This window comes from Pseudomonas avellanae BPIC 631, from assembly GCF_000444135.1.
Taxonomy (GTDB): domain Bacteria; phylum Pseudomonadota; class Gammaproteobacteria; order Pseudomonadales; family Pseudomonadaceae; genus Aquipseudomonas; species Aquipseudomonas avellanae.
This window is the reverse complement of sequence record NZ_ATDK01000057.1, coordinates 1-26,904: the sequence shown is the minus strand read 5'-3', so window position 1 is coordinate 26,904 and position 26,904 is coordinate 1. Positions and strand designations below refer to the sequence as shown.

Sequence of the window (26,904 nt, the reverse complement as noted above, 5' to 3'; positions counted from 1 at the left end):
AAACTCAAGAGAAACTATGAAAGCGTCATAGCAATGGCCTGCGCTTTTCTGTGGCTACCAATGTGAAACGGGAACAGACCCTAGGGAAAATGAGTACAAAACATAAAAAACAGAAACATATCATTAAAATCAATAGCCTATCTGCGTAATCTTTGTTTAACGTCTGAGCGACAACCCGATCACTGACAGATCAGGTTGTCGCGTGGTTGCCAGCGGCTTACTTGAGTTCAGACACCAGCGATGTGTTGAATCCCGCAGGCTCTTCCATCTGCGGAGCATGCCCCATGCCCTTGAACTCGACGAGTCTGGCGCCCGGGATCATCTGCGCGACCTGCTTGCCGAGCACCTTGTACTGCCCGATTTTGGCCTTGACCTCCGGCGGCGCGATGTCGCTGCCGATAGCCGTTGTATCAGCATCGCCAATCATCAATACGGTCGGCACCTGCAACTTCGCAAACTCGTAAAACACCGGCTGGGTGAAAATCATGTCGTAGATCAGCGCCGAGTTCCAGGCCACGATCTTGTGACCCGGCCCCTTGTTCAGACCGGCCAGCATATCGACCCATTTGTCATATTCGGGCTTCCAGCGGCCGTCGTAATAGGTCTTCTGCTCGTAGGCGCGAATGCCTTCGGCGGTGGTTTTCAGTTCCCGCTCATACCACTGATCGATGCTGCGATAGGGCACGCCAAGCGCTTTCCAGTCCTCCAACCCGATCGGGTTGACCATCACCAGTTTTTCGGTCTGTTTCGGGTACATCAGTGCGTAGCGTGTGGCCAGCATGCCGCCAGTGGAATGGCCGACAACCGAGACTTTGTCGATGTTCAGTTTCTCGAGCAGCGCGTGGGTGTTCATCGACAGTTGCTGGAAGCTGTACTGGTAGTGCTCGGGTTTGGTCGAGGTGCAGAAGCCGATCTGGTCGGGTGCCACAACCCTGTAGCCCGCAGCACTCAACCCCTTGATGGTGTCTTCCCAGGTGGCGGCGCAGAAATTTTTGCCATGCATCAGCACCGCAGTGCGGCCATTGGCCTTGCCGGTGGGTTTGACATCCATGTAACCCATTTCCAGAGACTGGCCCTGCGACTCGAACGGGAATTTCAGGAGCGGATGAGGATATTCGAAGCCTTCCAGTTGCTGACCGTAGCTGGGCGTTTCGGCCAGCGCCGTGGCTGACAGCGTCAGAGACATCAACACACCGGCAATCTTTGCAGCCCGCATAAGGGGCACCTCCTGTAAATGAAATCAAATACTTGAACCGCCGGACCGCTGGCGGCAGACCTGCAAGTAGACCCTGTTTCCCACAACAGATTCGCCCTTTTCCTGCTGGCGAACCGTAAGCAGACGTTTCGTCAGGCACCTCCGTAAAGGGCAAAAGGCTGGACGCTTGCGGCAGCGCTTGCCTAGACTGAGCCGTCTGTTACGGGCCGCAGGGCCTGATGCCAAGGAATAGCAATGAACCGAAACGAGCTGCGCAAAGCCGACATCAATCTGATGGTCGTCTTCGAGACCTTGATGCAGGAACGTAACGTGACCCGCGCAGCGGAAAAGCTGTTCCTCGGCCAACCCACGATCAGCGCCGCCCTGAACCGCCTGCGCAACCTGCTCAATGACCCGCTGTTCATCCGGGTTGGCCATCGCATGGAGCCTACCGCTCGTGCCCACGAAATTCTCAAGCACCTCACGCCGGCGCTGGACGCCATGTCCACGGCGCTGAGCCTGACCACCGATTTCGAGCCTTCGGTCAGCAAGATGACCTTCCGCATCGGCTTGAGCGATGACGTCGAATTCGGCTTGCTGCCAGCCATGCTCAAGGCCATCCGCGAGGAAGCGCCGGGGGTGGTGATTGTGGTCAAGCACGTCGATTACCTGAATATTTCCGAGGTGCTGATGTCCGGCGACATCACCGTCGGTGTCTGCCTGACCCGCGAGCTGCCGGCCAATGCCAAGCGCAAGACGTTGCGCAACGTGCAACCACGCCTGGTGCGCGCCGACAAGCCTTCCGGCCCCATGAGCATAGACGAATACTGCTCGCGCCCGCACGTTGTGGTGTCGCATGTAGCGAGTGTCAGGCAGTTTTGCGGATGAATGGCTGACTGCGCTGGGTCGCAAGCGCCAGGTGGTGTTGTCGGTGCCACAGTTCGCCACCCTGCCCGCGCTGATGGCCGGCACTGACCTGATTTCGGGGTTGTCCGACTACGCGGCAAGCGCCATGAGTGCGCTGGGGCTGCTGTATGACGAGCCACTGCCCTTCCCTACGCCGGGCCTGGACCTGTCGATGACATGGCTGAGTGTGATGGACAGCGACCCTGCCGAGCGCTGGTTGCGCAGCAGGATCGAGACATTCATGAGCGAGAGCCGGGAGGCGCCCGCCCTGGCCGGTTGATCAGCCGAAACGACCGGTGATGTAGTCTTCGGTCTGGGTCTTGGAGGGCTTGGTGAAGATGGTATCAGTGTCGCCATGCTCGATCAGTTCGCCCATGAACATGAACGCCGTGTAGTCCGAGCAGCGCGCCGCCTGTTGCATGTTGTGGGTCACGATGATCACGGTGAACTGCTCTTTGAGCTCGGTGATCAGCTGTTCGATACGACCGGTCGAAATCGGGTCGAGTGCGGAAGTCGGCTCATCCAGCAGCAACACCTGCGGGCGCAGTGCGATGGTGCGGGCGATACACAGACGCTGCTGCTGACCGCCGGACAGACCGGTTGCGCTCTGTTTGAGCTTGTCCTTGACCTCATCCCACAATGCGGCGCCACGCAGTGCCTGTTCGACGCGATCTTCCATTTCGCGGCGCGACAGTTTTTCGTGGTGCTTGATGGCGTAGGAAATGTTGTCGTAGATCGACATCGGGAACGGCACAGGCTTCTGGAAAACCATGCCCACATGACTGCGCAGGCGGTTCATCGAGTAGCCCGGCGCCAGGATGTTCTCGCCATTGAGCAGCACTTCGCCGCGCGCTTCCTGTTTCGGGTACATCGCGTAGATACGGTTGAACACGCGCAGCAAGGTCGATTTACCGCAACCCGACGGGCCGATGATCGCAGTGATGCGCTTCTCGGGAATGGTCATGTCGATGGACTTCAACGACTTCTGGTTGTTGTAGAAAAACTCCAGACCGCGCACTTGGATCTTGGTTTTTTCGTTGGCCAGGGAAAGATTGTTCATCAGGACGCCCTATTGCGCAGAAGAATTAAGCGAGACAGCAGACTCAGTATCAGTACGAACAGCGTCATGACCAGTGCACCGGCCCATGCGAGGGAGTGCCAGTCTTCAAACGGGCTCATTGCGTACTGGAAAACCACCACCGGAACACTGGCGATTGGTTTGAGCAGGTCGCTGCTCCAGAACTGGTTGCCGAAAGCGGTAAACAGCAGCGGCGCGGTTTCGCCGGTGATACGTGCCAGCGCCAGCAGGACACCTGTGACCACGCCCGCCTTGGCGGCGCGCAGAACGATTTGCAGGGTCAGCTTCCATTGCGGCACACCCAGTGCCAGCGCAGCTTCACGCATGGTCGAGGGTTGCAGTTGCATCATTTCATCGGTGGTGCGTACAACCACAGGGATGACCAACAGTGCCAGCGCCAAGGCACCGGCCAGTGCCGAAAAGCCCACCTGATGGCCTGTAACCGCGTTGAGCGGCAACACCACAACGGTGTAAACGAACAGGCCGAGGACAATGGACGGTGCCGACAGCAGAATGTCGTTGATGAAGCGCACGGTGTTGCCCAACTTGGTGTAGCGGGCAAACTCGGCCAGCCAGATGCCGGCCATCAGGCCGATCGGTGTGCCGATCAGCAGGCCGATGCCGGACATCAGAACGCTGCCGTAGAACGCGTTGGCCAGACCACCCTCAGTGCCAGGCGGTGGCGTCATGCCAGTAAACAACTGCAGGTTGAGCGCATCGATGCCTTTGATGATGGTGGTCAGCAGGATCCAGACCAGCCACAACAGGCCAAACGCAGTGGCGCCACAGCTGAGCACCATCGCGATCTTGTTCTTGAAATTGCGAGCCCGGTAAATGCGCTCGCTGCCCGTCATGTCCTTACTCATAACCCCTCCTTACGTGAAAGGCGCGACAGCATCAGACGTGCAAGGGCCAGCACGATGAAGGTGACGACAAACAACAGAAAGCCCAGTGCAATCAATGCCGAACGGTGCAAGTCGGTGTAGGCCTCGTTGAACTCGTTGGCGATGACCGAGGCAATGGAACTGCTCGGCATCATCAGCGATGCGGAGAACTGGTGGGCATTACCCAGTACGAAGGTCACGGCCATGGTTTCGCCCAGCGCGCGCCCCAGGCCGAGGAACACACCACCGACCACTGCCGAACGGGTGTAAGGCAGCACGATGTCCCAGACAACTTCCCAGGTGGTGCCGCCCAGCGCGTAAGCAGACTCCTTGAGCGCAACGGGCACGGTGCGGAAAACTTCCTGCATGACCGAGGTAATGAACGGGGTAATCATGATCGCCAGTACGATACCGGCGGTCAGCATGCCGATGCCTAATGGCGGGCCTTGGAACATCGGGCCGATCAGCGGCAGTGCGCCGAGGTTTTCGGTGATCCAGGGTGACAGGTGCTCAGCCATGAACGGGCCGAACACGAACAGCCCCCACATGCCGTAGATGATCGAAGGAATCCCTGCCAGCAATTCGATTGCAGAGGCAATCGGCATCCGCAACCAGGGCGGAGCCACTTCGGTCAGAAAGATCGCAATGCCGAAACTCACCGGGACGGCGATCAGCAAAGCCAGAAAAGAGGTCACCAGGGTGCCGTAGATCGGAACCAGCGCGCCGAACTTGCCGGCGTTTACGTCCCACTCGGTACTGGTCAGAAACTCAAACCCGAAGGTCTGAAATGCCAGACTGCCGCCCCACAGGGTCGACAGGGCGATACAACCCAGCAAAGCAAGCACCAGCATCGCTGCGGCCTGCAATGAACGCTTGAACCACAGGTCATGACGATGATCCCGTTTGGCGCGTTTCTCGCCCTCGGACTCACCAGCGGAGACATTCGCGGACAGGTATTGGGGGTTTTCAGTCATGTTGGGGCCACTCGCAAGGAAAAGCCCCTGTCACCGGGCCGATATCGCGGCTGGTGACAGGGGTGGTACGGGTTGAATCACTTACTGGGTGAATTCCGTTTTCCAGTACGCTTCCACTTTCGTAACCAGCGACTTCGGCAAAGCGACATAGTCCAGTTTCTCGGCCTGTTGCTGGCCGTTTTCCAGAGACCATTTGAAGAAGTCGAACGCAGCGGCGCTTTTCTCTTCGTTCTTGGCTTTCTTGTACATGATGATCCAGGTGGTCGCGGTGATCGGCCACGCAGTGTCACCCGGAGCGTTGGTCATGATCAGGTTGAAGTCCTTGGCATCTTCCCACTTGGCCGAGTCGGCAGCGGCAGCGAAAGCCTTGGCGTCGGGCTTGATGAACTTGCCAGCGGCGTTCTTCAACTGGGTGTAGGACAGCTTGTTGGTAACCGCGTAAGAGTACTCGACGTAGCCGATCGAACCCTTGATCTGTTTCACGTAGGCAGAAACACCTTCGTTACCTTTACCGCCCACACCGGCAGGCCATTGCACGGTCGAACCAAACTTAAGCTTCTCGTTCCACTCCGGGCTGACTTTGCTCAGGTAGTTGGTGAAGTTGTAGGTAGTGCCCGAGCCGTCCGAACGGTGAACGACAGTGATCGCGGTCTCCGGCAGTTTGACGCCTGGGTTCAGAGCGACGATTGCAGGGTCATTCCACTTCTTGACTTCGCCCATGAATACCTTGGCAAGCAATGCGCCGTCCAGTTTCAATTCACCACTTTCAACGCCTTCGACGTTGACGATCGGCACGATACCGCCGATCACGCTAGGGAACTGGCCCAAGCCACCGGCTTGCAGGTCTTCAGCGGACATCGGAGCATCGGATGCGCCGAAGTCAACGGTAGCCGCCTTGATCTGAGCGATACTACCGCCCGAACCGATGGACTGGTAGTTGATGCGATTTTTGGATTCGTTGCTCTTGCTGTAGTCCTGGGACCACGCCGAAATAACCGGGAAAACGAAACTCGAACCAGCGCCGGTTACGTCAGTCGCGTGGGCCACACCGCTGAGGCACAGCGAAGCGATCAGAAGCGACAAGCGTTTTTTAGTCAGCAGTATCACGGTAATACCTCAGTCCAGGAGATTGTGTGGTGGCCCAGCTAAGGAGGCCTGAGGCGGATTTAAAACCTGAAATGTTGCTGTTTAATGACAATCAAACGAATCGTGTAGGATCGGGAACTTTTTTGGAGCTGTTTTTTTGCGTCAACAGGGTTGATAAAACCGATATCGCTCAATGTTTGCGGGGCAATGACGGCGCAACGTGCTCAATAGCGTTCTGCCATCAATCAGGTGATGGCCGAAAGCCACCTACGTTATAAAAATGTAAGAAAGTGTGCATTTTAATAATCGCTGCGAATGACTTACCTGTCACGTTATAGCTAAATCAGCTAAAAAACGGACTCGTCTCGCGTGATTATGTCTCTGCACATGAGCGACAAGGACCGATTCGCGCGCTGGCCTCGCTGGGAAAACCGGTATCAAACAGATCGCCGCTTGAGGTACCGTTCGTCGGCTTCAAGGGCACCTATGGCCACTGGCCAAGGACCAATGTGGGTCATTTAAAATAACGGAGTAAACATCATGATCAAGACCAAACTGACTGCCCTCACCCTGGCCGGCCTGATGGCTGTTGCTTCAGGTGTCGCTTTCGCTGACACAACGACTAACAACTTGCCTGCTGCGCCGATCAACAAAAATGCAACCAAGCTGCCAGGCACCACTACCGAGCCGACTGATCGCAATGCGTCGAGCACGCCAGGCGCCCAGACGGACAGCAAAAAGGCTGCCGCTGACAAGGCCGCCCACGACAAAGCAGCTCATGGCACTCACGACAACAATGGTGCAACCCAGAAATCCGAAGTCAAATAACGTCAGGTAGTTTCGACGTCGAACAGTTTTGCCTGGCATGTGTTCAGGGCTCCAAGCCCCGAGCGCACGCCGGACGAAGCATTTCTTAAGCGGTAATGAACGCTCAATAGATGTACTCACTGCGCGGATGGAGAAATCATCATGATCAGGAACAGACTGGGTGCATTAGGCCTCGTAACGCTGCTGGCACTTGCCAGCGCCAGCGCGCTGGCAGGTTCGACTGGCCCGACGAATCCAGACAGCGGCAGCCCGAAAGTACCGGGTACTGGTGCAGAGAAGAACGTTGACGGCACCAGCACAGGCGCACCAGGCACAAGCCCTGGCACCAAAGGCATGGACCCGCTACCCGGCAAGAACGGTGCTTCTACTGACCAGACTCACGATCCGAAACACCCGCATGACAAAGGTCAGGACGAACACAAAGCGCCATAAAGGCCTGGCGAGTGTTCTGTCTCACTGGCAGGGTCCTCAACGGCCCATTGCACGTAACACACCTCTACCGGCATGCCATGCTCGGCACAGAAGTCCAGCCAGCGCAGTTGGTTGTCCTGGAGGCGATCACCTGGCCCCTTCACCTCAATCATTCGGTAACCGCGCTGCTCCGGGAAAAACTGGATCAGGTCGGGCATTCCTGTGCGATTGGCCTTAATGTCCTGCAGCAGACGCCGAAACCACAGACGCAGATGGTCGGCTGGCAGGCAATGCAGCGCCTGTTCCACTAGCTGTGGTGTCAGTGATCCCCAGAATACAAAAGGTGATTGCAGGCCTGACTTGCTTTGGAAATGCTCGCGGATGGTTAGCAGATAATCATTCGATTCCAGTTGCAGCAGGCACTCATCGAACAGCGCTGCCCGGCGTTGGTAAAAATCCGGGCTGTAAAGGTCACTGGGGGCGCTGTGAAACGGATGAAAGAACGCACCCGGCAAGGGCGCGAAAATCGCCCGCCAGCACAACAGGCCAAACAGCGAATTGATCAGCGTGTTCTCTACGTAATGCACTTCCCCGCCCTGCTGTTCTTCAAGGTGCAGCCGTATCAGACGCTCGACGCTGGTTCCGGGGGACGGCGTTACCTGAACATCAAGCCGCGAAACAACCCGCGCAGCCCGCCGACGCGCTGCGGTCAGGCCGAGCTTGCGTTGCAGGCGTGGCGTGATCCGTGACAGATGCTGAACCTCTGCGTCGCTCTCCGGCGCAAGACAGGCCTGCTCCACCAGCGCCATCGCCTCGGCGTATTCGGCATTGCGTTCCAGCACGCGAATTTGCCGCGAGCGCGCCCCCGGATAGTTGGACTGACGGTACACCGACAAGGCCAGCGGCCAGTCCTGCAAGCGCTCGGCCTGTTGCCCGATGCGGTACAACAGTTTGGCGCGGCGCATGTTCAGCCACGGGTTACTGCATTCGATGGCGATGGCGCGCTCGGCCAGCGCATGCAACTCGACGCAGGTTTCCAGTGCTTCCCGGCAGGCGTGCAGTTGCAGGCAGACGTCGATGTCGTCGCGCTGATTGATACCGCGTGAGTCGGCGGAGAACTCGACTTTTTCGTACCGGTAGATACCCAGATCAGCCAGAACGAATTCCGACCATTCCTGATACAGGTTGCCGAAATACAGCAATCGCAGGCGATCACAGAGCGGCATTATCTTCAGGCCGAACACCGCGTCAGGCAGCAACGGGTGCCATTGTTGAAGCGGCTGCGCTGTTTCATACAACGGCTGCAGGCGCTCCAGCCATTCATGCTTGCGTTCCGGACCTTTGACGGCGTGGGCCTTGAAGCACTGGCTCAGCTCGTCGCGGCGCAGCAACTGGAATAGCTCGCTCAGGCCCAATGGCGGGCTGGTGTCGACCCAATCCTGTTGCAAAAGCGGCAACACGGCCTGGTGAGGGTCACCGATCTCTGCATAACTCAGTTTACTGGCCCGAAACATCACGCCTTTGCGCATCACCATGCGTACCAGCAGGCCTTGGGCCGGCACTGGCAGGCCGGCGAACTCGGTGATAAAGCGGCGCTCGGACGCATCGAGCAGGTCGTCGTAACGCTGCGCGATCCAGCCGAGCACCTGGCGGAAGTTTTCCAGGTAATAAAACGGGTTGTCGAGAGGTGAAGTAGTCAAGGCCAGCGCCACACAGCATATAAACAGACCCGCCAAGGATACTGGTTATCCGTACAGATTCCAGCGGAAAACCCTTTGTTTGCCTGTCGGCCGATCAATGGCGCGTATCGTTGCCAACCCGTCAGCCGTAGTATGGGCGGGATATCGTCCGCAGCAAAGAGTCGGGTATGCAAGCGCCATTGGTTTATCTGGCAGGGTTCGACGTGTTTCGATCAGATGCGATCGAGTACGGTCGCTATCTCAAGGCGTTGTGCACGGCGCATGGGCTCGAAGGGCTGTATCCGTTCGACAATGAGGTGACGCTGGGGCAAACGCCGCATAAAACTGCGCGGCAGATTTATGCGATGAATGTCGCGATGATTCAGCGCTGTTCTGCGGTGCTGGCCAATCTGAATGTGTTTCGCGGCCTGGAACCGGATTCAGGCACTGCGTTTGAAGTGGGTATGGCTGTGGCGTTGAACAAGCCGGTTTGGGTGTACTTTGAGCCGGTGGCTTCGCTGCGCGAACTGGTCGCTCATGACGGCAACGGCCTGGACCGGAATGGCTTTACGATTGAGGACTTTGAATTGCCGCGCAATCTGATGCTTGCCTGCAGTTGGGCGGGAACCAGTTCGACGGTGGAGCTTGGGGCTGAGGCGCTGGCGAAGTATTTGAGTGAGCGGCGCGGCGCAGATCTGTGAGGCGGCGCGTCACACAGCGGTTCTGCGATGTCAGTGATGTTTGTTTACGGTTCATGCCACCTTTTCGCCCCTCGGCGACCTACTTTGATGGGGCCAAAGTAGGCAAACCCCCTGGCTCCGTTTCCGGCCCGACTTCGTCGGGTTCCTTCGCCCTGTCACTTACGTCGCACTCTGCGTCGTCAGTGATATCGCGGTAAAAAAGCGCCTTTGTTAATGCGCCGTAACTATGAGCAAGGCATGCCGTTGTGTTGCAGCACAAATTTCACGCCTTGACGCAGAGCGACATGGCACGAGAATCAATTAGGCGCCATCAATCGCTGCGCTTCACCCCCAGCCCAGAAAGTCCCCGCCGTTGTCGCGCAGCATTTGCAACATGCCTTCTGCGGCGGGCGACAGGTAGCCGCCTTTGCGCAGGGTGACGCCGATGGTGCGTTTCAGCGTGGTTTGTTCCAGTGGTACTTCGCGCAGGTGTTGCATGGTCTTGCCGAATTCCAGTGACTCGCGGGCGATGAAGCTGAGCAGGTTGCTCTGCGCTATCAACCCCGGCAGCAGCGAGATGGAGTTGGCCTCAATCTGTACGGTCGGCAGCGGCAGGCCGTGCGCGGCGAAGGTTGTATCCAGCCATTTGCGTGACGACACGCTGACTGGCGGCAATACCCAGCGGTACGCGCACAGGTCGCTCATCTGCAAGGGTGTCTTGAAGATCGGGTGGTGCTTGCTGGCAATCACTACCGCTTCATCCTTGAGCACGGCAAAGCTGGTGACGTCGTCGCTGTCGGGAGCCAGGGCACAGATGATCATGTCCAGTTGCCCTGAACGCAGGGACTCGCGCAGCAGGTCGTCCTGGCCTATGACCAGCTTGAAGGTGACGTCCGGGGTACGCTGCAACAGGGCCGAGGTCAGTTTCGGCATGAGGTATTCCGCCATCGTCGCAGCGCAGCCGACACGAATGTTGCCCACCATGCCGCTGGCAAAATCCCTCACTTCGCGCTGCGTCTGCGCAATGCTTTGCTGCAATTCCTTGCCGCGCGCCTGCAGCAACTCGCCCACCGGCGTCAGTTTGATTCGGCGACCGTCACGCTGAAACAGACGCGTGCCGAACGATTCTTCCAGGCGCTGGATGCTTTTGGTCAGCGCAGGCTGACTGCGGTTGAGCTTTTCCGCTGCTCGCCCGAGGTGGCCCAGCTCGGCGATGGTTTCGAAATAGGTGAGATCACGCAGGTCCATATCTATCAACCAAAGTTATCAATTCATGACTATTAGAAAATAGACTTGATTGATTACGCTGTCGATAATGGCCACCTGTAATTCACACCGACCAAGGAGAACGTCCTTGTCTCAGGCTCCACGCTTCTCGATATCCACCCTCACCCCGCTGGCCCAATGGGCAGGGCTGATTCTGATGGCCGGAACTGCCGGTCAACTGCTCAAACTGTTCAATATGCCCGCTGCGATGTTCCTTGGCCCAATGCTGGTTGCCATCGGCTTCGGTGTGTCGGGCGCCACCATCCGCATGCACAAGAGAGTCTTTCAACTGGGCCAGGGCACGGTTGGCGTATTGATTGCCCATGCCATGTCGGTCAGTGTGCTGCTCACTGCCCTGCACTCCTGGCACGTCATGCTACTGGCCACGGTTTTGACGGTGGTGCTCAGCGCAGTGGTCGGGCTGGTGCTAGTGCGTTTTGCCGGTATACCCAGCAACACAGCGGCGTGGGGCACGTCGCCAGGTGCGGCATCGGCAATGGTCGCCATGTCCGAAGATTACGGGGCCGACTCACGAATCGTCGCCACCATGCAGTACGTGCGGGTGGTCTGTGTCGTGACCATCGGCGCACTGGTGAGTCATCTGATCGGCGCATCGCCTGCTGCGGATTTGCACAGCGGCGCGTCGGTTCTGCAGGACCTCAACCTGGCTGACCTCGGCCTGAGCCTTGCCGTCATTGTGACCGGGGTGGTGCTGGGTTCGCGCTTGCCGGCGGGTGCCTTGCTGGTGCCTTTGATGCTGGGCGGCGCGCTGCAATTGAGCGGCCTGATGCAGATCACCATTCCGGACTGGCTGCTGCCCATCGGTTACGGCGCTATCGGTTGCTACGTCGGGCTGCGCTTCGACCGGCCGACCGTGCAATACGTCTGGAGACGCCTGCCGATGATGATTCTCGCGTCACTGCTGCTGATCGTGCTGTGCGCGCTCTCGGCCTGGCTGATTGCGGTGATGATGAACAAGGATTATCTGTCGGTGTACCTGGCAACCAGTCCGGGTGGCCTGGACACGATGGCAATTATCGCCATTGATACGAATGCCGACGTCGGCTTCGTGCTGGCCATGCAGACCTTGCGCTTGTTCGGTGTGATCCTGACCGGCAGCTTTCTGGCACGGCAGATCATTCGTCTGACTGACAAGCGCATCCCTGCGCTGTAAGACTCGAACGCCCAGGCTACCTGATGATCACTCCAGCCCCGCCAAAGCACTGGCCAGGCTGGGCGCAAGCGGCAGGACCGGCAACAACGTTGCCTGATAAGCGTGGTACAGGTCCGGTTTGCCCGGCCAGATGTCCGCACTGGGCTGGTTACGCTCGTTCAGTTCATGACGCCAGCTGCCGTGTTCCTGATCGATGAACAGGGTTTCGTTGAACTCCCAGAAACAGCGATACCAGTCTTCATATTGTTGCTCGCCGGTACGTTGCAACAACGCAGCGGCAGCCGCAGCGGCTTCGCAGTGAACCCAGTGCAGACGATGGCGAACCACCGGTTTGTTCTCCCAGTCGAGGGTGTAGACGATGCCTGGTGCGCCGTCCACGTCCCAGCCGTAGCGGCAGGCATTGGCGAACAGCTGACGGGCATCGTCGAGCAGCCAGTCGGGACTGGAACGCCCGGCGTGACGACGCGCCGTCTCGAGATGCAACACCAGCCTTGCCCACTCGAATGCATGCCCCGGCGTGGTGCCGAAAGGCCGGAAGCCGGCGGCCGGGTTGTCATGGTTGTAGTCAGGCAGCGGTTGCCAGCCCTGAGTGAAGTGCTCGATGACCTGAAAGTTGTTCGCCCCGGCCTGCTGATGGATTACCCGCTCGACAATGCTCAACGCCCGGTCGAGCCATTGTGCATCGCCGGTCACGTCGGCCAGCGCGAGAAAGGCTTCGGTGCTGTGCATGTTGCTGTTGGCACCGCGATAGGCTTCTTCATGGCTCCAGTCCTGCGCGAACGACTCGCGCATGGCGCCCTCCTGCTCGCTCCAGAAATGCGTCTGGATGACCTGAATGGCGTCGGAGAGCAGTGCCTGAGCGCCAGGGCGGCCCGCCACCACCGCAGAGCTGGCGGCCAGCGCGACGAACGCGTGCAAGTAGGCCTGCTTGTCGGTCTTGCCGCCGTCTTCAAGCGCGGCGCTGAACCAGCCGTCGTGCTCGGCATCGCGCAGCGGGCCGCTGAGTGCGGCGACCCCGTGATCGACCAGCGCGGCGCAGCCGGGTATGCCTTGCGCATGGGCCATGGCAAAACAGTGAGTCATGCGTGCAGTGTTCATGGTTTCGGCCGTGGCGCCGACCATCAGACGTCCGTAGTCGTCAAGACTGCCAAAGCCGTTTTCCAGCCTGGATGCCTTGGCGAAGGCCAGCAGGCGGTTGCCTTCAAGCGCCAGCCATTGATGATGGGCTGGCGAGCGCAGCCAACTGCTGAAAGTGTGATTATTATTGTCCATGACGCGATGCCGCCCCCTTCGATAAGGTTGTGCCGACTGTACCGGAGGTCGTTTGACCGAGGGCATAATGCGCGCCCGGTCGTTCGTCGGCAAGCGGACACAACCTGTATCAATGTAGGGTTCTACACCTTGAAGCGTAAGACCACCTGGTTCAGGTCTGCTGCCAGACGCGACAGCTCATGGCTTGATGCGCTGATCTGGTTGGCACCCTGGGTCGATTGCATGGACAGATCACGAATATTGACGATGTTGCGGTCAACTTCACGCGACACCTGCGCCTGCTCTTCAGCCGCGCTGGCAATCACCAGATTACGCTCGGAAATCTGATTGATCGACGAGGTAATTTCACTCAGCGATTCGCCTGCGCCCTTGGCCAGCGACAGGGTTGAACTGGCGCGCTCGCGGCTGATGTTCATCGATTCCAGCGCCTGGGCAGAACCGCTGCGCATGGCATTGACCATCGAGTCGATTTCCAGCGTTGACTGCTGGGTGCGATGCGCCAGTGCCCGCACTTCATCGGCCACCACCGCAAAGCCACGCCCCGACTCACCGGCCCGCGCCGCTTCGATCGCCGCGTTGAGCGCCAGCAGATTGGTCTGCTCGGCAATCGAACGAATCACATCCAGCACCTTGCCAATGTCCTGCGACTGATTGGCCAGGTTTTGCACCAGCGTTGAAGTGGCCTGCACGTTATCGGTCAGTATCTCGATCGACTGCACGGTCTCGATCACTCGCGTCTGGCCCGCCTGCGCGGAATTGCTGGACTGGCTGGAAGCATCCGAGGTGGACACCGCGTTGCGTGCCACCTCTTCTACCGCCGAAGTCATTTCATTGATGGCAGTGGCTGCCTGATCGATCTCGGCGTTCTGCTGGTTGAGCCCGCGATAGCTGTCCTCGGTGACCGAGTTGAGTTCAGTGGCGGCCGAGGCCAGTTGCGTGGCCGAACTGCCGATATGACGCATGGCGTCACGCAAGTTACCCTGCATCAATGCCAGGGCGCGCAACAGGCGAGTGACTTCATCTTCGCCGTCGACCTCAATGCTGTGGGTCAGATCACCTGCGGCAACCTGCTCGGCGGCGGTCACTGCGCGCTGCAACGGGCTGACGATACTGCGGGTCAGCCACAATGCCAAGCCAATGGTGCACAGCGCAGCGAGGACCACGAAGATAATCACGATATTGCGCGATTTGTCGTACTGGGCCTCGGCCGACTTTCCTTCTGCATCGACCTTGGTGACGTAGAAATCGGCCAGGTCATTGAGCTGTTTACCGGAGCCGTCGACGATCTGCTTCATGTCGATCAGCAGCAGCTTGTTCAGCCCGGCACTGTCGCCCTGGCCTGCCAGCACGAAAGAGCGATCCAGCGCTGTGCGGTATTGGCCCATGGTCACCAGAAACTGATCATTCAGGGTCTTTTCTTCAGGGGTGTCGACGAAGGTCTTGAGGGTGTCCAGCTTCTTGTTCAGGTCGCCCAGACGCACGTCCAGTTGCCCGCGATAGGTCGGAATACTCGCAGGGTCGGTGTCCAGTGCCATGCGCAGGGAGATGGTCCGAATGCGCAGCATGATTTCACGGATATCGTTGACCACCCGCATGCTTGGCAGCCAATTGGTTTCGACGGCCACTTCGCTCTGGCGAATGGTCGACATCTGCGCCAGCGCGAACCAGCCGAGCAGCGCGACCAACAGGGAAATAAGGGTAAAACCCAGACCGGCACGACGAGCGATAGTGAGTTTGCGTAAGTTCATGGCCAGAGCTCTTTTGTATTTGGAGGGCAGTGTCTGACGGGAAGTTGTCAGACAACCGCCAGCGTATCGTCCATGTCCTACAATTCTTGAGAGCGGTCAGCAATTATTTAGGTTTTTACTCGACAAACCACGCGCGCTTGCCGAATCGCCCTGTTCAGGCGCTGCATCCCAGGGGTGCGCTCAGTGACCAGCCGCCAGTTGCCAGACCCGCGCCACATCCCGCGCGCGGTCATGCAGCAAACGACGGGTATCGCGACACGCCTGTTCGAGGCTCATTGGCCCGCTGGTGAGCGCGAAGGCTGCGCTGATGCCGTGCTGGTAAAGCTGTTCGTAACCTTCGCCCAGCGTGCCGGCCAGCACAATCACCGGCACGCGCTGGCGCTGCGCAACCCGCGCCACACCCAGAGGCGTCTTGCCACGCAGGGTTTGCGCGTCGAAACGTCCTTCGCCGGTAATCACCAGGTCGGCACCGATCAACGCCTGCTCCAGCCCGGTCAGGTCGGCAACCACCTCGACGCCGGGGCGAAACGAAGCATTCAGATAGGCTTTGGCAGCGAAACCCATTCCGCCTGCCGCGCCGCTGCCGGGACTGTTGCGCTGGTCCAGACCGAGGATATCCGCCGAGTGATCGGCGAAACGCCCCAGCGCCGCGTCCAGCGCGATCACCTGCTCGGGCGACGCACCTTTCTGCGGGCCGAAGATGTGCGAAGCGCCGTTCGGCCCGCACAACGGATTATCGACGTCAGCGGCAATTTCGACGCGCACGTCGGACAAGCGTGGATCGAAACCGCTCAAGTCGATGCGGGCCAGATCCGCAAGCGCCAGGCCGCCGGACGGCAACGGCTGGTGGTCGGCATCGAGAAAGCGTGCGCCCAATGCCGCGAGCATACCGCTGCCGCCGTCATTGGTTGCGCTGCCACCGATTGCCAGAGTGATGCGCTGGGCTCCGGCGTCCAGCGCCGCAAGAATCAACTGCCCGGTGCCTGCGGTGCTGGTGACACAGGCATCGCGCTGTTCAAGGGTCAGTAATTGCAGGCCACTGGCCATGGCCATTTCAATGATTGCGGTCCGGCTTTCTGCCAGCCATCCCCACTGTGCTTCGATCGGCTGCCCCAGCGGGCCATTGACCCTGGCACTCATCAGTTCACCGTTGCAGGCCGCCAGCAGTGCCTCGATGGTGCCCTCCCCGCCGTCAGCCATCGGGCATTTGATCAATTCTGCGTGCGGCCAGACTTCGGCCAGGCCGCTGGCGATGGCGTCGGCCACCGCCTGGGCGCTGAGGCAGTCTTTGAACGAGTCGGGGGCGATGACTATTTTCATTGTTGTTCTCCATATCCGATACCGAATGTTCTCATCCCGGCCCGGTTTCGCCGCCTGCCCTGCGCACAATGATCAGCGCCGGCAATCGGGCATTTGACCAAAAGCCCGTTTTATTCATGACGAGTGATCATCTGCGCGCCCAGATACAGGCGCAGCAGATCATCGGTCTTGTAGGGATCGCAGCCCGTCAGTTCGGCTATTTTCTCCAGCCGGTAGCGCAGGCTGTTGCGATGAATGCCAAGGGCCTCGGCGCAGGCCTGGCTTTCGCCGCTGTACTCGAACCATTTGCAGAGGGTGTCGAGCAGTTGCGCATGATTGTGCAAACGGCCAATCGGCTCGGCCACTTCTTCGGCCAGCCAGTCATGGCGGTAGCGCCAGAACAGCACCGGCAGACGGTGCGCCTCCAGACGCAGAATGCGTTGCCCCGGCCTGGCCTGAGTGGCGTAGTCCAGCAGATCGCGCGCCGCCGCGCAGGCATTGCGCAGTGTGGGCAAATCCGGAGATTGACCCACTGTGGCCATGCGCAGGACTGGCCAGCCGTGCTCATCCAATTGCCTGAGCAGCACGCCGTCGTCACGTTCCTTGCCCACCGTGCGGCACCAGTACAGCAACGTGGGCTCACGCAGCACGCACCAGCTGTCGGCGTAACGCGAGCCAAGCCAGGCTGCAATCTGACTGGCGAACGCCCCTTGTGCGTCCAGCTGGATAAGCACCGCCTGACGCGGCAAGTGCGGCTGCAGGCCCAACTGCCGCGCTTCGTCCACCAGACTTTCGGGGCAATCAGCCAACAGCAGCCGAGCCAGCAGGTCTTCACTGCGTTGCGCGCGCCATTGCAGGTCGGCTTGCTGACGACGCTGCTCCATGAGCATTTCAGCCGTCATCTTCACCAGTTCGCCATAGACCCGAACCTCGTCCGGCTCGCCGGTGATGCCGAGCACGCCCACCAATTGATGGTCGAGCATCAAGGGCAGGTTGACGCCCGGTTTGACAACGCCCAGGCGCAACGCCGCCAGCGAATCGATCTCGACCACCTGACCATTGGCCAACACCCGTTGCGCCCCCTCATGACGGGTGCACAAACGCTCTGGATCGCCGCTGCCGATAATGATGCCCAGGTAATCCATGACATTGACGTTATAAGGCAGAATGGCCATCGCCCGGTCGACGATGTCCTGAGCCAGCGCTCGATCAAGGGCGAACATGAAAGGCTCCCGACGCGGGGCAAGGCTTGCAATGGTTGGGCATGTGGATACATTTTGTTGAAGTTATAGAGCGTCCGAGTGTGCCTGAAAGTGGTACAGCGTGCGATGTGCGTGGCAGAGTGCCTGCTTTGAAACGTTGAACCGCCATCTGCAAGAGGCCCCCTGAACTTGATCAGATCCCGACTCGCCAGTGTGCTGTCGCTATTGACCTTGCAAGCCTGCACTTCAATGGCTGAAAACCAGACACCGAACAAAAGTTTTGAAGACTACCGGCAACGGACGGTCGAGCTGATCCGCAACCAACGCACTTTCCAGACCGACGACCACGCCACCGAACTGGGCTGGAACGCCCCGCGCCAATGGACCCCGACCGGCACACCGAAAGGCGGCGTGCTGCTGGTGCACGGGCTCGGCGATTCACCGTGGTCGTTTCATGATATCAGGGTTATCTGGTGCGTACCGTGCTGCTGCCAGGGCACGGCACCAAACCGCAAGACATGCTCGATGTGCGCCTTGAACAGTGGCAACAGGTGGTGCGCGAACAAGCGCAACTGTTCAGCCGCGAGGTGCCGAAGGTGTACCTGGGCGGCTTCTCGACGGGCGCCAATCTGGTCCTCGACTATGCCTATGAGCATGACGAGATCGCCGGGCTGGTGCTGTTCTCGCCGGCGTTTCGTTCCAATAGCGGCTACGCCTGGCTGACACCGTGGATCGGCTGGGCCAAGCCTTGGCTCGCCGCACCCAACGACGGGTTGCGCCCGATGCAGACGCCGCTGCGCTACATGAACATGCCCACCAACGGCTTTGCCCAGTTCTATCGCAGCAGCGCGCTGGCGCAGGACCGACTGCATCAGCGCCGCTATGAAAAACCAGTGTTCATCGCCATCGCCGAACACGACTCGGTGCTGGATACCGAGTACGTGCTGAACAATTTCAACCAGCGCTTCAGCCACCCGGCCAGTCGGCTGATCTGGTACGGCGACCTCCCCGGCAACACCGCTGACAGGCCTCGAGTCGAGGTGCGCACGGACTATTTGCCGGACTACCGGATCAGCCGCTTTTCGCACATGGGCATCCTGTTCGCACCGGACAATCCGCTTTACGGCGTGGCGGGCAGCCAACGAATCTGCTGGAACGGCCAGAGCACATCGGACACCGCGAGATGCATGGCTGACGGGCCGGTGTGGTACTGGGACTGGGGCTACAACGAGCCGGGCAAAATCCACGCCCGCCTGACCTTCAACCCCTACTTCGAGTGGCAGACCCAGGTGATGCTCGGCGTATTAAACTAAGCGCAATAGAGCGGGACGGTTTACTCAAGCGGTACCAGTCGCTCACGGCTGTTGCTAAGGTGCGTCCACATCGCCGCACGGGCGGCGTCCGGGTCTTTGCGGCGAATGGCGCTGAGCAATGCTTCGTGTTCCAGATTGGCCAGATAGCCCTGATGCGCGAGGTTGTTGCCAGCACGCTCGCTGGACGCAATGCGGCTGCGCGGGATGATCGCGCTGCCCAGATGCTGCATGATTTCCATGAAATACGGGTTGCCGGTGGCCTCGGCGATCAGCATGTGGAAGCGCTTGTCAGCCTCGACACAGCTGTCGTCATTGGCCAGCAGGTCCTGGTAATCATCCAGCGCCTGACGCATGGCCGCCAGTTGTTCATCGGTGCGACGCACCGCAGCCAGGGCCACGGCCTGGGTTTCCAGGCCGATGCGCAGCTCGATGATATCGCGCACCCGTGACACGGTTTCAACCTTGAGACGCAGGCCTGTCTGGTCGCCGCGTTCCAGCACAAATGTGCCGATACCGTGGTGGGTCACCACCAGCCCGGACGCCTGCAACTTGGAAATCGCCTCGCGCACCACGGTACGACTGACGCCGTGTTCACGCACAATCTGGTTCTCGGACGGCAGCTTCTGCCCCGGCGCGATCTTGCCGAGCAGAATGCGTTGGCTCAGTTCGGTCACCAGATCTGTGGCAAGGCTGTGCTGACGGCGTTTGGGGGCTGCGCTGGTGGATTCCTGCATGGCGAGTGAGTCCTGACTTGTCTGGTTGTGCAGCTTTATCACGCCCTTACTGGCGGACGCCTGCCGGTGGATGCACGCAAAGGCCGATTTTCACAGGCCTGCGCAGTTGTCTGACTTGTATTACAAGCTGCTCAGCGCTGTCAAAAAAATTATTTCTTGACCCACAGCTTCAACAGCCGCCGTTTTGGATCGAATAGTGACCGTCAAACTCCCCCCTGGCTGATCTAAAAATCCAAAAAACCCCGTATTCAAAGGCCTTAAACCGTCTATCAACATTATCTTGCCGACCTTGATCGAAGCGTTTTACTGGCCGACGCACCTCAGAAAATGTTTAAAACGAGGCGTAACGGGGGATTGCGCAAACGCCTTTTACTTGTATGATGACCGACAATGCGAGGAACACACTTCGCACATACCCGCATAAAAACAACGAGTGGGAGATTCAACTGTGAGCACATCCAATTCCAGGATGGCCGACGGCACAGATTCGGTTCTGAGTTCAGCCGTCTCGAAGGTCAAACGTCACGTCCTGTCGCTTTTCGTCATCATGTTTATCGTCAACTACATCGACCGGGTGAACATCGGCTTCGTGCGCTCGCACATGGAGCACGACCTCGGTATCGGCGCTGCCGCCTATGGGCTGGGTGCCGGACTGTTCTTCATCGGTTACGCGCTGTTTGAAGTCCCCTCCAACATCCTGCTGCAGAAAGTCGGGGCGCGTATCTGGCTGACGCGAATCATGCTCACCTGGGGCATCGTCGCCGCCTGCATGGCCTTCATCCAGAACGAAACACACTTCTACATCCTGCGTTTTCTGCTCGGTGTGGCCGAAGCGGGTTTCTTTCCGGGCGTGATCTACTACTTCACCCGCTGGCTGCCCGGCGTTGAGCGCGGCAAGGCGATTGCTATCTTCCTCAGCGGCTCGGCCATCGCTTCGCTGATCTCCGGCCCGCTGTCCGGTCTGTTGCTGCAAATTACCGGTTTCGGTCTGAAAGGCTGGCAGTGGATGTACTTCATCGAAGGCATGTTTTCGGTCGGGCTGTGCTTCTTCGTCTGGTTCTGGCTGGACTCCAGGCCCCACGATGCCAAATGGCTGACCCGCGAAGAACAGGACGCGCTGGTCAACGCCATCGATGCCGAACAGGCTGCCCGCGAAGCGGCGACACCGGTCAAGGCCTCCATCGGCAAACTGCTCAAGGACAGCCAGATCATCCTGTTCTGTCTGATCTATTTCTTCATTCAGCTGACCATCTACGCAGCGACCTTCTGGCTACCGAGCATCATCAGGAAGATGGGCAACATGACTGACTTTGAAGTCGGCATGTTCAACTCGATTCCGTGGCTGCTGTCGATCATCGGCATGTATGTCTTCGCCACACTGTCCGCCAAATGGAAGCGCCAGCAGGCCTGGGTAGCGATTGCCCTGCTGATTGCCTCTGCCGGGATGTTCATGTCCACCACCGGCAGCCCGATCTTCGCCTTCGTTGCCATCTGCTTTGCGGCGCTGGGTTTCAAGTCCGCTTCGTCGCTGTTCTGGCCTATTCCGCAGGCGTATCTGGATGCACGTATCGCCGCTGCGGTCATTGCGCTGATCAACTCGGTGGGCAACCTCGGCGGCTTTGTTGCGCCAACCACCTTCGGCTTGCTGGAAGAGCACACCGGCTCGATCCAGGGCGGGCTGTATGGCCTGACCGCAACATCGATCATCGCGGCAATCACCGTCTTCGCCGCGCGCAACACCCCCAAGGCGGGCGCGACGCCGGTGGCCGCTATCCAGCCCCAGGCCACCCATTGATTCACCTGTGCAGCCATTCCTTTACAGGCCACACTTTTTACAGGATCAGTCATGAATATTCAGCACTCCAGCATCACCAGCAAGGCCCCTGTGATCACCGACATGCAGGTTGTGCCGGTGGCCGGCCACGACGACATGCTGCTCAATCTCAGCGGCGCGCACGGCCCTTATTTCACGCGTAACATCGTCATCCTCAAAGACAACGCCGGGCATGTCGGCGTCGGCGAAGTGCCTGGCGGCGAGCTGATTCGTCAGACCCTCGAAGACGCACGCTCACTGGTGGTCGGCAGCAGCATCGGCACGTACCAGAAGATCCTCAATGAGGCACGCAAAGCCTTCGCCGATCGCGATTCGGGCGGCCGAGGCCTGCAAACCTTCGACCTGCGCATCGCCATTCACGCAGTAACCGCACTGGAGGCTGCGCTGCTTGATCTGCTCGGCCAGCACCTGGACGTGCCGGTTGCCGCCTTGCTCGGTGAAGGTCAGCAACGCGATCAGGTCGAGATGCTCGGCTACCTGTTTTACGTCGGCGACCAGCGCAAGACCGACCTGGCCTACCGCAGCGAACCCGAGGCCGACAACGACTGGTTCCGCGTCCGCCATGAAGAAGCGCTGACCCCGCAAGCCGTGGTGCGTCTGGCCGAAGCCGCGCAGCAGCGTTACGGCTTTCAGGACTTCAAACTCAAGGGCGGCGTGTTGAGCGGCGACGAGGAGATCGAAGCCGTCACCGCACTGGCCGAGCGCTTTCCCGAGGCGCGCATCACGCTGGACCCCAACGGTGCCTGGTCGCTCAAGGAAGCCATCCGCCTGTGCCGCGATCAGCATCACGTGCTGGCGTATGCCGAAGACCCGTGCGGTGCGGAAAACGGCTTCTCCGGACGCGAAGTCATGGCTGAATTCCGCCGCGCTACCGGCTTGAAGACTGCCACCAACATGATCGCCACCGACTGGCGTGAAATGGGCCATGCCATTCAGTTGCAATCGGTGGACATTCCGCTGGCCGACCCGCACTTCTGGACGATGCAGGGTTCGGTGCGCGTGGCACAGATGTGCAATGAGTGGGGCCTGACCTGGGGCTCGCATTCCAACAACCACTTCGATATTTCGCTGGCGATGTTCACCCACGTTGCCGCCGCAGCGCCGGGCAACATTACGGCGATCGATACCCACTGGATCTGGCAGGACGGTCAGCGCCTGACCAAGGCCCCGCTGCAAATCATCGGTGGCAAGGTCGCCGTACCGAAAAAACCGGGACTGGGGGTCGAACTGGACACGGACCAGCTGGCCAAGGCTCACGAACTCTATAAAGGCATGGGGCTGGGCGCGCGTAACGACGCCGCAGCGATGCAGTTTCTGATCCCGGACTGGAAATTCAACAACAAGCAGCCTTGCCTGGTGCGCTGAGCCTGACGTTCACTCATTAATTGACTGGCCACAATGCTGGCACACGGCGCGCAACCCCCTTGCGCGCCGTTTTTTTCAAATCCGGCTTGGCATGCGGAATTGGCATGCTACTGTCTCGCAACACCCAGTAACGACTAGACCGCATGCGCCATCTTGCCCACACCCGCCCTCGCCTGACTCTCGCAGCCCTGGTTGGCCTGACCGCAGGCATTGCCTGGGCCTGGCTCATCCCCCACGCAACACTCACGCAAAGCCTGCTGACGGGCTGGGACATAGGCGTGTGGCTTTATCTGATTCTGATCTTCGTCCGCACACTGCGCAGCAATGCCGACGATGTCCGGCGAGTCGCACTGATGGAAGATGAGAACGCCGGCGTCATCCTTGTCACGGTGTGCGTCGCAGCACTGGCCAGCCTGGCCGCCATCATTTTCGAGGTCGCTGGCAGCAAGGGCCTGTCCAGCGACGCCAAAATGCTCCATCACGCCTTCACCGGCCTGACCGTCATCGGCTCATGGTTAATGATCGGAGTGATCTTCAGCCTGCATTACGCACGCATGTTCTACACCTGGAACGGCAAGGAACCGGCACTGGCCTTCGTCGGCGGCGAAAAACATCCGGACTACTGGGACTTTCTGTACTTCTCATTCACCCTCAGCGTGGCGGTACAGACCTCCGACGTGGGCGTAGCAACCCGTGAAATGCGCAAGGTCGTGCTGGGCCAGTCGTTGATCTGCTTTGTCTTCAACACCGCCATTCTGGGTTTTTCGATCAACATTGCCGCCAGCCTGTTCAACTAGCCTTTTCAGCCCGCCCATCAAGAGGACCGCAGACCATGACCCCATTGAAAATCGCAGTGCTCGATGACTGGCAGAACGTCGCCAGCGGCGTGGTCGACTGGTCGGCCCTCGACTCGGTAGGTGATATCAGCTTTCTGCACGACTACCCCGCCGACACCACGGCCATGGTCCAGCGCCTGCAGGGCTTCGACGTACTCTGCGTGATGCGCGAGCGAACATTGTTCGATGACGCGCTGCTCAGCCAGTTGCCAAACCTGCGTTTGCTGGTGACGGGCGGCATGCGCAACGCGGCCATCGATACAGCGGCTGCCAAGCGTCAGGGCATTGTTGTGTGCGGCACTGAAAGCTACAAAAACGCAGCACCGGAACTGACCTGGGCGCTGATCATGGGCATCACCCGCAACCTGGTGGCCGAGGCCAACTCACTGCGCGCAGGCAACTGGCAGGTCGGGCTGGGCAGCGACCTGCATGGCAAGACCCTGGGCATTCTCGGCCTGGGCAGCATCGGCAAATGGATCGCCCGTTACGGGCAGGCGTTCGGCATGAACGTTATCGCCTGGAGCCAAAACCTGACCGCTGAAGCCGCCGCCGAATCGGGCGTCACCTACGTCAGCAAACAGCAACTGTTCGAGCAAGCCGACGTGCTGTCAGTGCACCTGGTGCTCAGCGACCGCAGCCGAGGGCTGGTTGACACAGAAGCGCTGGGCTGGATGAAACCCAGCGCTTATCTGATCAACTCGTCCCGCGGCCCGATCATCGATCAGGCTGCGCTCATAAAAGCCCTGCAACAACGCCACATCGCCGGCGCCGCACTGGACGTGTTCGACATCGAACCGCTGCCCGCCGATCACCCGTTCCGCACGCTGGACAACGTTCTGGCAACGCCCCATATCGGCTATGTCACAGAGAACAACTACCGGACTTTTTACGGGCAGATGATTGAAGATATTCAGGCCTGGCATGCGGGGTCGCCGATTCGGGTGTTTGGGTGAGGGTTGCCGTCGCTGCCCCGCTCAAGGACAGTCAGCAGCGAAGTGAAGTAGGTCAATCTCTCAACGTGCGCGCGTTGCAAAAAGCCTTGAAAAAGGGATGACGCTCACGATTCTCACGCACAAAAAATCAGCCCGGACGACTGTCCGGGCTGACGGTTGGGGTGAAGCGAGGCGGCGCCTCCTGGCAGGTCTGGAATCACTGGCTGTTACGGCAACCACTGAGCACTTGGTACTGAACAGTCTTCAGGTCGCCCTTGGAGTTCTGGTAAGTCATCAGCTTAGGCATGACGCTGCAGGTCTTCAGGTCCGGCGACTTGCGGATCACTTTGGCAACGTCCAGCTTCATACCGTACTTGTATTCTTCGATCGCAGGCATCGCCTTTTTATGGGTGGTGGCGTACTTCTGCACGGCGGCCTGGTGATCTTTGATCAAGGTTTCTGCCTTGCCTTCGTCTGTGGTGTAAGCGAAAGCGCTCAGGGGAGAAAGAATGGCCAGAGCGAGCAGTAAGGATCGGGCGGTACGCATGTTGGGTGACTCCGTTGTTTGAATATTGACTGAATTAACGCTCCACGCTTAACGTGAAGAGTGCCGACCATTACGGCTTGTGAGTTTGGAGATTACCTGTTTTTTATACACTTTTTCCTTTATGACGAATTTGTCATGCTGCGCTCACCTTCCTGTTAGTTACCCGATCATAAACTTGGCTCATTCCTGAAAAACGTACAGCGTAAACAGGATCCAAACATTAAATAGAGAAGAGAAAATGACGATGAAACTGATTAAATCGATGGTCTTTGCAGTAGCCGCCCTGTCCTTTACAAGTGCCTTTGCCGACGACGGTAACGAATTCGCCAGCACGGCTGCCGACAAGATGCGCATGGCGCAGGAGCAGCGTTTCCGGGAGGCTCAGAGCACCCGGCAGAACGAGCAGTATGTAAACTCGGACGAAAACTCCAGGTCTGAGACTTCCGCTAAATCCGAAGGCTAACCCCTTTTGGCCTGCAACAAGCAGCTGCCCTTTTCGCCTTTGGTAGTTTTCCGGAATCTTGGTTTGAGGCGAACATTAAAGCGTCCTTCGGGGCGCTTTTTTATATATCTTTAAAATACAATATCCAACTGGCATATTGATCTGACTTTCTTTTTCCGATCTAAATCCCGCGACTGGCGTGACACGCGCTTCTTTCAGATTTGTAATGCAGCCGTCATCTTCGCGTTATCTTCGCCTCTTCAAGATTGGGCCTCACTGGCAGCCATCCGTTGGCGTAAAAGTTCAGTTTACATTTCGTGACAATGCGAACGGTGGTGGCGGAAGCGTATTGAAGGGCGACAAGTTGAAGGAGGCCTCGACCGATATCAGCAATGTGGTCAAAACATTCGGCGGTCACTCCAGCTTCGTACTGGACACCTTCAATGAAGGTGGTACATCAGCCACCCAGGACTGGGCTGACATGGAAAGTACGTTGATCAAATCGGCACGCAGTGCCGACTATAAGGGAAGCATCGTTGTTGAAGACAGTAACTGGGGAGGTGGTTTGACCGCAGGCCCCGAGAGCGGCCTGGTGAAATACGCCGATCAATTAAAAGCCGCCAACGGTAAAGGCAACCCTGGCCTGATTGGCAGCATTCATGAATATGCCAGTGATGTAAACGCCTCTGCCCGCTTGGGCAGTGAGATCGAGGCACTTCAAAATGCAGGCTATAAACCTCAGATTGGCGAAGTGGGCAATGCCAACTGGCTGGGAGGCGACAAATTTGAAGAAAGAGACGGCGCCACTAAAGCCGTGCGGGATAATCTTGCCGCACTGAAAGCGGCGGGTGCGGACATATTGCCGTGGAAGGATCAGTTCCAGGATGGCAAACTTCGCCACCATGTCGGGTTTTCAAAGTCAGATCAATACTGACCCTACATAAGTAACCCATGGACTTCATGTTCCAGGCCCGCCATTGAAGCGTGATGCTGTGCTCCCGATTCTTGTCAGGAGCCAGCACATCGTGAGGCGACCCGACGCCAGAATTGAAAATCCAACGATCCAGATAGCAAACCCTTGGTGAGCGTCGATGACCGCCGCCCTCTAAGAAGAAGGGCGGTTTCAGAGGCTGAGTGCAACACCCGGCTATTGAGTTAGGGATGGACTCTCATGATGCTTGGACATCATTTCCGTCATCATTTCGATAGGGCATCTGTA

The 26,904-nt window shown here is 58.8% G+C and carries 23 protein-coding genes and 2 pseudogenes; 12 read left to right on the top strand and 13 right to left on the bottom strand.

Annotated features, from left to right (window positions below; all coding sequences use genetic code 11):
• Positions 1 to 217 precede the first annotated feature (217 nt).
• Positions 218 to 1,216 carry an alpha/beta fold hydrolase gene (locus tag DW49_RS0104510; protein ID WP_024420462.1) on the bottom strand — a complete coding sequence of 333 codons (999 nt, stop codon included), beginning with the start codon at positions 1,214 to 1,216 and terminating at the stop codon, positions 218 to 220.
• Positions 1,217 to 1,450: 234 nt separating this feature from the next.
• Between DW49_RS0104510 and DW49_RS01000000128040 the strand changes: the two are divergent.
• Positions 1,451 to 2,381: pseudogene (locus DW49_RS01000000128040) on the top strand (LysR family transcriptional regulator).
• Here the strand turns inward: DW49_RS01000000128040 and pstB are convergent.
• The 4 genes from pstB to pstS all read right to left on the bottom strand — a co-directional run bounded on the left by pstB (position 2,382) and on the right by pstS (position 6,144).
• The gene (gene pstB, locus DW49_RS0104500) at positions 2,382 to 3,161 is read right to left on the bottom strand and encodes a phosphate ABC transporter ATP-binding protein PstB (protein ID WP_002553918.1); all 780 of its coding nucleotides are present in this window, start codon (positions 3,159 to 3,161) and stop codon (positions 2,382 to 2,384) included.
• Positions 3,161 to 4,045: a phosphate ABC transporter permease PstA gene (gene pstA, locus DW49_RS0104495; protein ID WP_005618859.1), complete on the bottom strand. Its 885-nt coding sequence runs from the start codon at positions 4,043 to 4,045 to the stop codon at positions 3,161 to 3,163. The genes pstB and pstA overlap by 1 nt, the downstream gene beginning before the upstream one ends.
• Positions 4,042 to 5,037 (bottom strand): phosphate ABC transporter permease subunit PstC, encoded by a 996-nt coding sequence (pstC, locus tag DW49_RS0104490; RefSeq protein ID WP_005618860.1) that lies wholly within the window; start codon positions 5,035 to 5,037, stop codon positions 4,042 to 4,044. Before pstC ends, pstA begins: the two co-directional genes overlap by 4 nt.
• Positions 5,038 to 5,118: 81 nt before the next feature.
• Complete coding sequence (pstS, locus tag DW49_RS0104485) at positions 5,119 to 6,144, bottom strand: phosphate ABC transporter substrate-binding protein PstS (RefSeq protein WP_005618861.1); 1,026 nt, start codon at positions 6,142 to 6,144, stop codon at positions 5,119 to 5,121.
• Between the two features lie 519 nt (positions 6,145 to 6,663).
• Between pstS and DW49_RS0104480 the strand changes: the two genes are divergently transcribed.
• Positions 6,664 to 6,951, top strand: coding sequence for a hypothetical protein (locus DW49_RS0104480; protein WP_005738211.1), 288 nt, complete (start codon positions 6,664 to 6,666; stop codon positions 6,949 to 6,951).
• Between the two features lie 141 nt (positions 6,952 to 7,092).
• Positions 7,093 to 7,383 (top strand): hypothetical protein, encoded by a 291-nt coding sequence (locus DW49_RS0104475; RefSeq protein WP_005618863.1) that lies wholly within the window; start codon positions 7,093 to 7,095, stop codon positions 7,381 to 7,383.
• Here the strand turns inward: DW49_RS0104475 and DW49_RS0104470 are convergent.
• Positions 7,359 to 9,098 (bottom strand): VRR-NUC domain-containing protein, encoded by a 1,740-nt coding sequence (locus tag DW49_RS0104470; protein ID WP_005618865.1) that lies wholly within the window; start codon positions 9,096 to 9,098, stop codon positions 7,359 to 7,361. The two genes, DW49_RS0104475 and DW49_RS0104470, sit on opposite strands and share 25 nt — an antisense overlap.
• A 131-nt stretch (positions 9,099 to 9,229) precedes the next feature.
• On the opposite strand from DW49_RS0104470, the gene DW49_RS0104465 reads away from it, so the two are divergent.
• A complete protein-coding gene (locus DW49_RS0104465) occupies positions 9,230 to 9,742 on the top strand; it encodes a nucleoside 2-deoxyribosyltransferase (RefSeq protein ID WP_005618870.1) in 513 nt (170 codons plus the stop codon).
• A 324-nt stretch (positions 9,743 to 10,066) separates the two neighbouring features.
• Here DW49_RS0104465 and DW49_RS0104460 read toward each other — a convergent pair whose 3' ends face one another.
• Positions 10,067 to 10,969 carry a LysR family transcriptional regulator gene (locus tag DW49_RS0104460; protein ID WP_005618871.1) on the bottom strand — a complete coding sequence of 301 codons (903 nt, stop codon included), beginning with the start codon at positions 10,967 to 10,969 and terminating at the stop codon, positions 10,067 to 10,069.
• Positions 10,970 to 11,075: 106 nt separating this feature from the next.
• On the opposite strand from DW49_RS0104460, the gene DW49_RS0104455 reads away from it, so the two are divergent.
• On the top strand, positions 11,076 to 12,161 hold the full coding sequence (locus tag DW49_RS0104455) for an AbrB family transcriptional regulator (protein ID WP_005618872.1): 1,086 nt from the start codon (positions 11,076 to 11,078) through the stop codon (positions 12,159 to 12,161).
• Positions 12,162 to 12,188: 27 nt separating this feature from the next.
• Here DW49_RS0104455 and DW49_RS0104450 read toward each other — a convergent pair whose 3' ends face one another.
• The 4 genes from DW49_RS0104450 to DW49_RS0104435 all read right to left on the bottom strand — a co-directional run bounded on the left by DW49_RS0104450 (position 12,189) and on the right by DW49_RS0104435 (position 17,703).
• Positions 12,189 to 13,433: a D-mannose isomerase gene (locus DW49_RS0104450; RefSeq protein WP_005618873.1), complete on the bottom strand. Its 1,245-nt coding sequence runs from the start codon at positions 13,431 to 13,433 to the stop codon at positions 12,189 to 12,191.
• A gap of 122 nt (positions 13,434 to 13,555) precedes the next feature.
• Positions 13,556 to 15,181 carry a methyl-accepting chemotaxis protein gene (locus DW49_RS1000000134510; protein WP_005618874.1) on the bottom strand — a complete coding sequence of 542 codons (1,626 nt, stop codon included), beginning with the start codon at positions 15,179 to 15,181 and terminating at the stop codon, positions 13,556 to 13,558.
• A 180-nt stretch (positions 15,182 to 15,361) separates the two neighbouring features.
• Positions 15,362 to 16,501 (bottom strand): glycerate kinase, encoded by a 1,140-nt coding sequence (locus DW49_RS0104440; protein ID WP_005618875.1) that lies wholly within the window; start codon positions 16,499 to 16,501, stop codon positions 15,362 to 15,364.
• Positions 16,502 to 16,611: 110 nt separating this feature from the next.
• Complete coding sequence (locus DW49_RS0104435) at positions 16,612 to 17,703, bottom strand: sugar diacid recognition domain-containing protein (protein WP_005618876.1); 1,092 nt, start codon at positions 17,701 to 17,703, stop codon at positions 16,612 to 16,614.
• A 228-nt stretch (positions 17,704 to 17,931) separates the two neighbouring features.
• On the opposite strand from DW49_RS0104435, the pseudogene DW49_RS01000000128035 reads away from it, so the two are divergent.
• Positions 17,932 to 18,995 (top strand): annotated as a pseudogene (locus DW49_RS01000000128035) (alpha/beta hydrolase).
• A 20-nt stretch (positions 18,996 to 19,015) separates the two neighbouring features.
• Here DW49_RS01000000128035 and DW49_RS0104425 read toward each other — a convergent pair.
• Complete coding sequence (locus tag DW49_RS0104425) at positions 19,016 to 19,729, bottom strand: FadR/GntR family transcriptional regulator (RefSeq protein WP_005738198.1); 714 nt, start codon at positions 19,727 to 19,729, stop codon at positions 19,016 to 19,018.
• Between the two features lie 469 nt (positions 19,730 to 20,198).
• Between DW49_RS0104425 and DW49_RS0104420 the strand changes: the two genes are divergently transcribed.
• From DW49_RS0104420 to DW49_RS0104405, 4 genes are all read left to right on the top strand, one after another.
• Positions 20,199 to 21,524 carry an MFS transporter gene (locus DW49_RS0104420; protein WP_005618879.1) on the top strand — a complete coding sequence of 442 codons (1,326 nt, stop codon included), beginning with the start codon at positions 20,199 to 20,201 and terminating at the stop codon, positions 21,522 to 21,524.
• 51 nt (positions 21,525 to 21,575) lie between these two features.
• Complete coding sequence (gene gudD, locus DW49_RS0104415) at positions 21,576 to 22,928, top strand: glucarate dehydratase (RefSeq protein WP_005618880.1); 1,353 nt, start codon at positions 21,576 to 21,578, stop codon at positions 22,926 to 22,928.
• A 143-nt stretch (positions 22,929 to 23,071) separates the two neighbouring features.
• The gene (locus DW49_RS0104410; RefSeq protein WP_005618881.1) at positions 23,072 to 23,725 is read left to right on the top strand and encodes a DUF1345 domain-containing protein; all 654 of its coding nucleotides are present in this window, start codon (positions 23,072 to 23,074) and stop codon (positions 23,723 to 23,725) included.
• A gap of 35 nt (positions 23,726 to 23,760) precedes the next feature.
• Entirely contained in the window at positions 23,761 to 24,717 is a 957-nt protein-coding gene (locus DW49_RS0104405; RefSeq protein WP_005618882.1) for a D-2-hydroxyacid dehydrogenase family protein, read from the top strand.
• 196 nt (positions 24,718 to 24,913) lie between these two features.
• Here DW49_RS0104405 and DW49_RS0104400 read toward each other — a convergent pair whose 3' ends face one another.
• Entirely contained in the window at positions 24,914 to 25,243 is a 330-nt protein-coding gene (locus tag DW49_RS0104400; protein WP_005618889.1) for a DUF2790 domain-containing protein, read from the bottom strand.
• A gap of 238 nt (positions 25,244 to 25,481) precedes the next feature.
• On the opposite strand from DW49_RS0104400, the gene DW49_RS0104395 reads away from it, so the two are divergent.
• Positions 25,482 to 25,706 carry a hypothetical protein gene (locus DW49_RS0104395; protein ID WP_024420446.1) on the top strand — a complete coding sequence of 75 codons (225 nt, stop codon included), beginning with the start codon at positions 25,482 to 25,484 and terminating at the stop codon, positions 25,704 to 25,706.
• 205 nt (positions 25,707 to 25,911) lie between these two features.
• Positions 25,912 to 26,619 carry a cellulase family glycosylhydrolase gene (locus DW49_RS0104390; RefSeq protein ID WP_024420445.1) on the top strand — a complete coding sequence of 236 codons (708 nt, stop codon included), beginning with the start codon at positions 25,912 to 25,914 and terminating at the stop codon, positions 26,617 to 26,619.
• Positions 26,620 to 26,904: the final 285 nt, after the last annotated feature.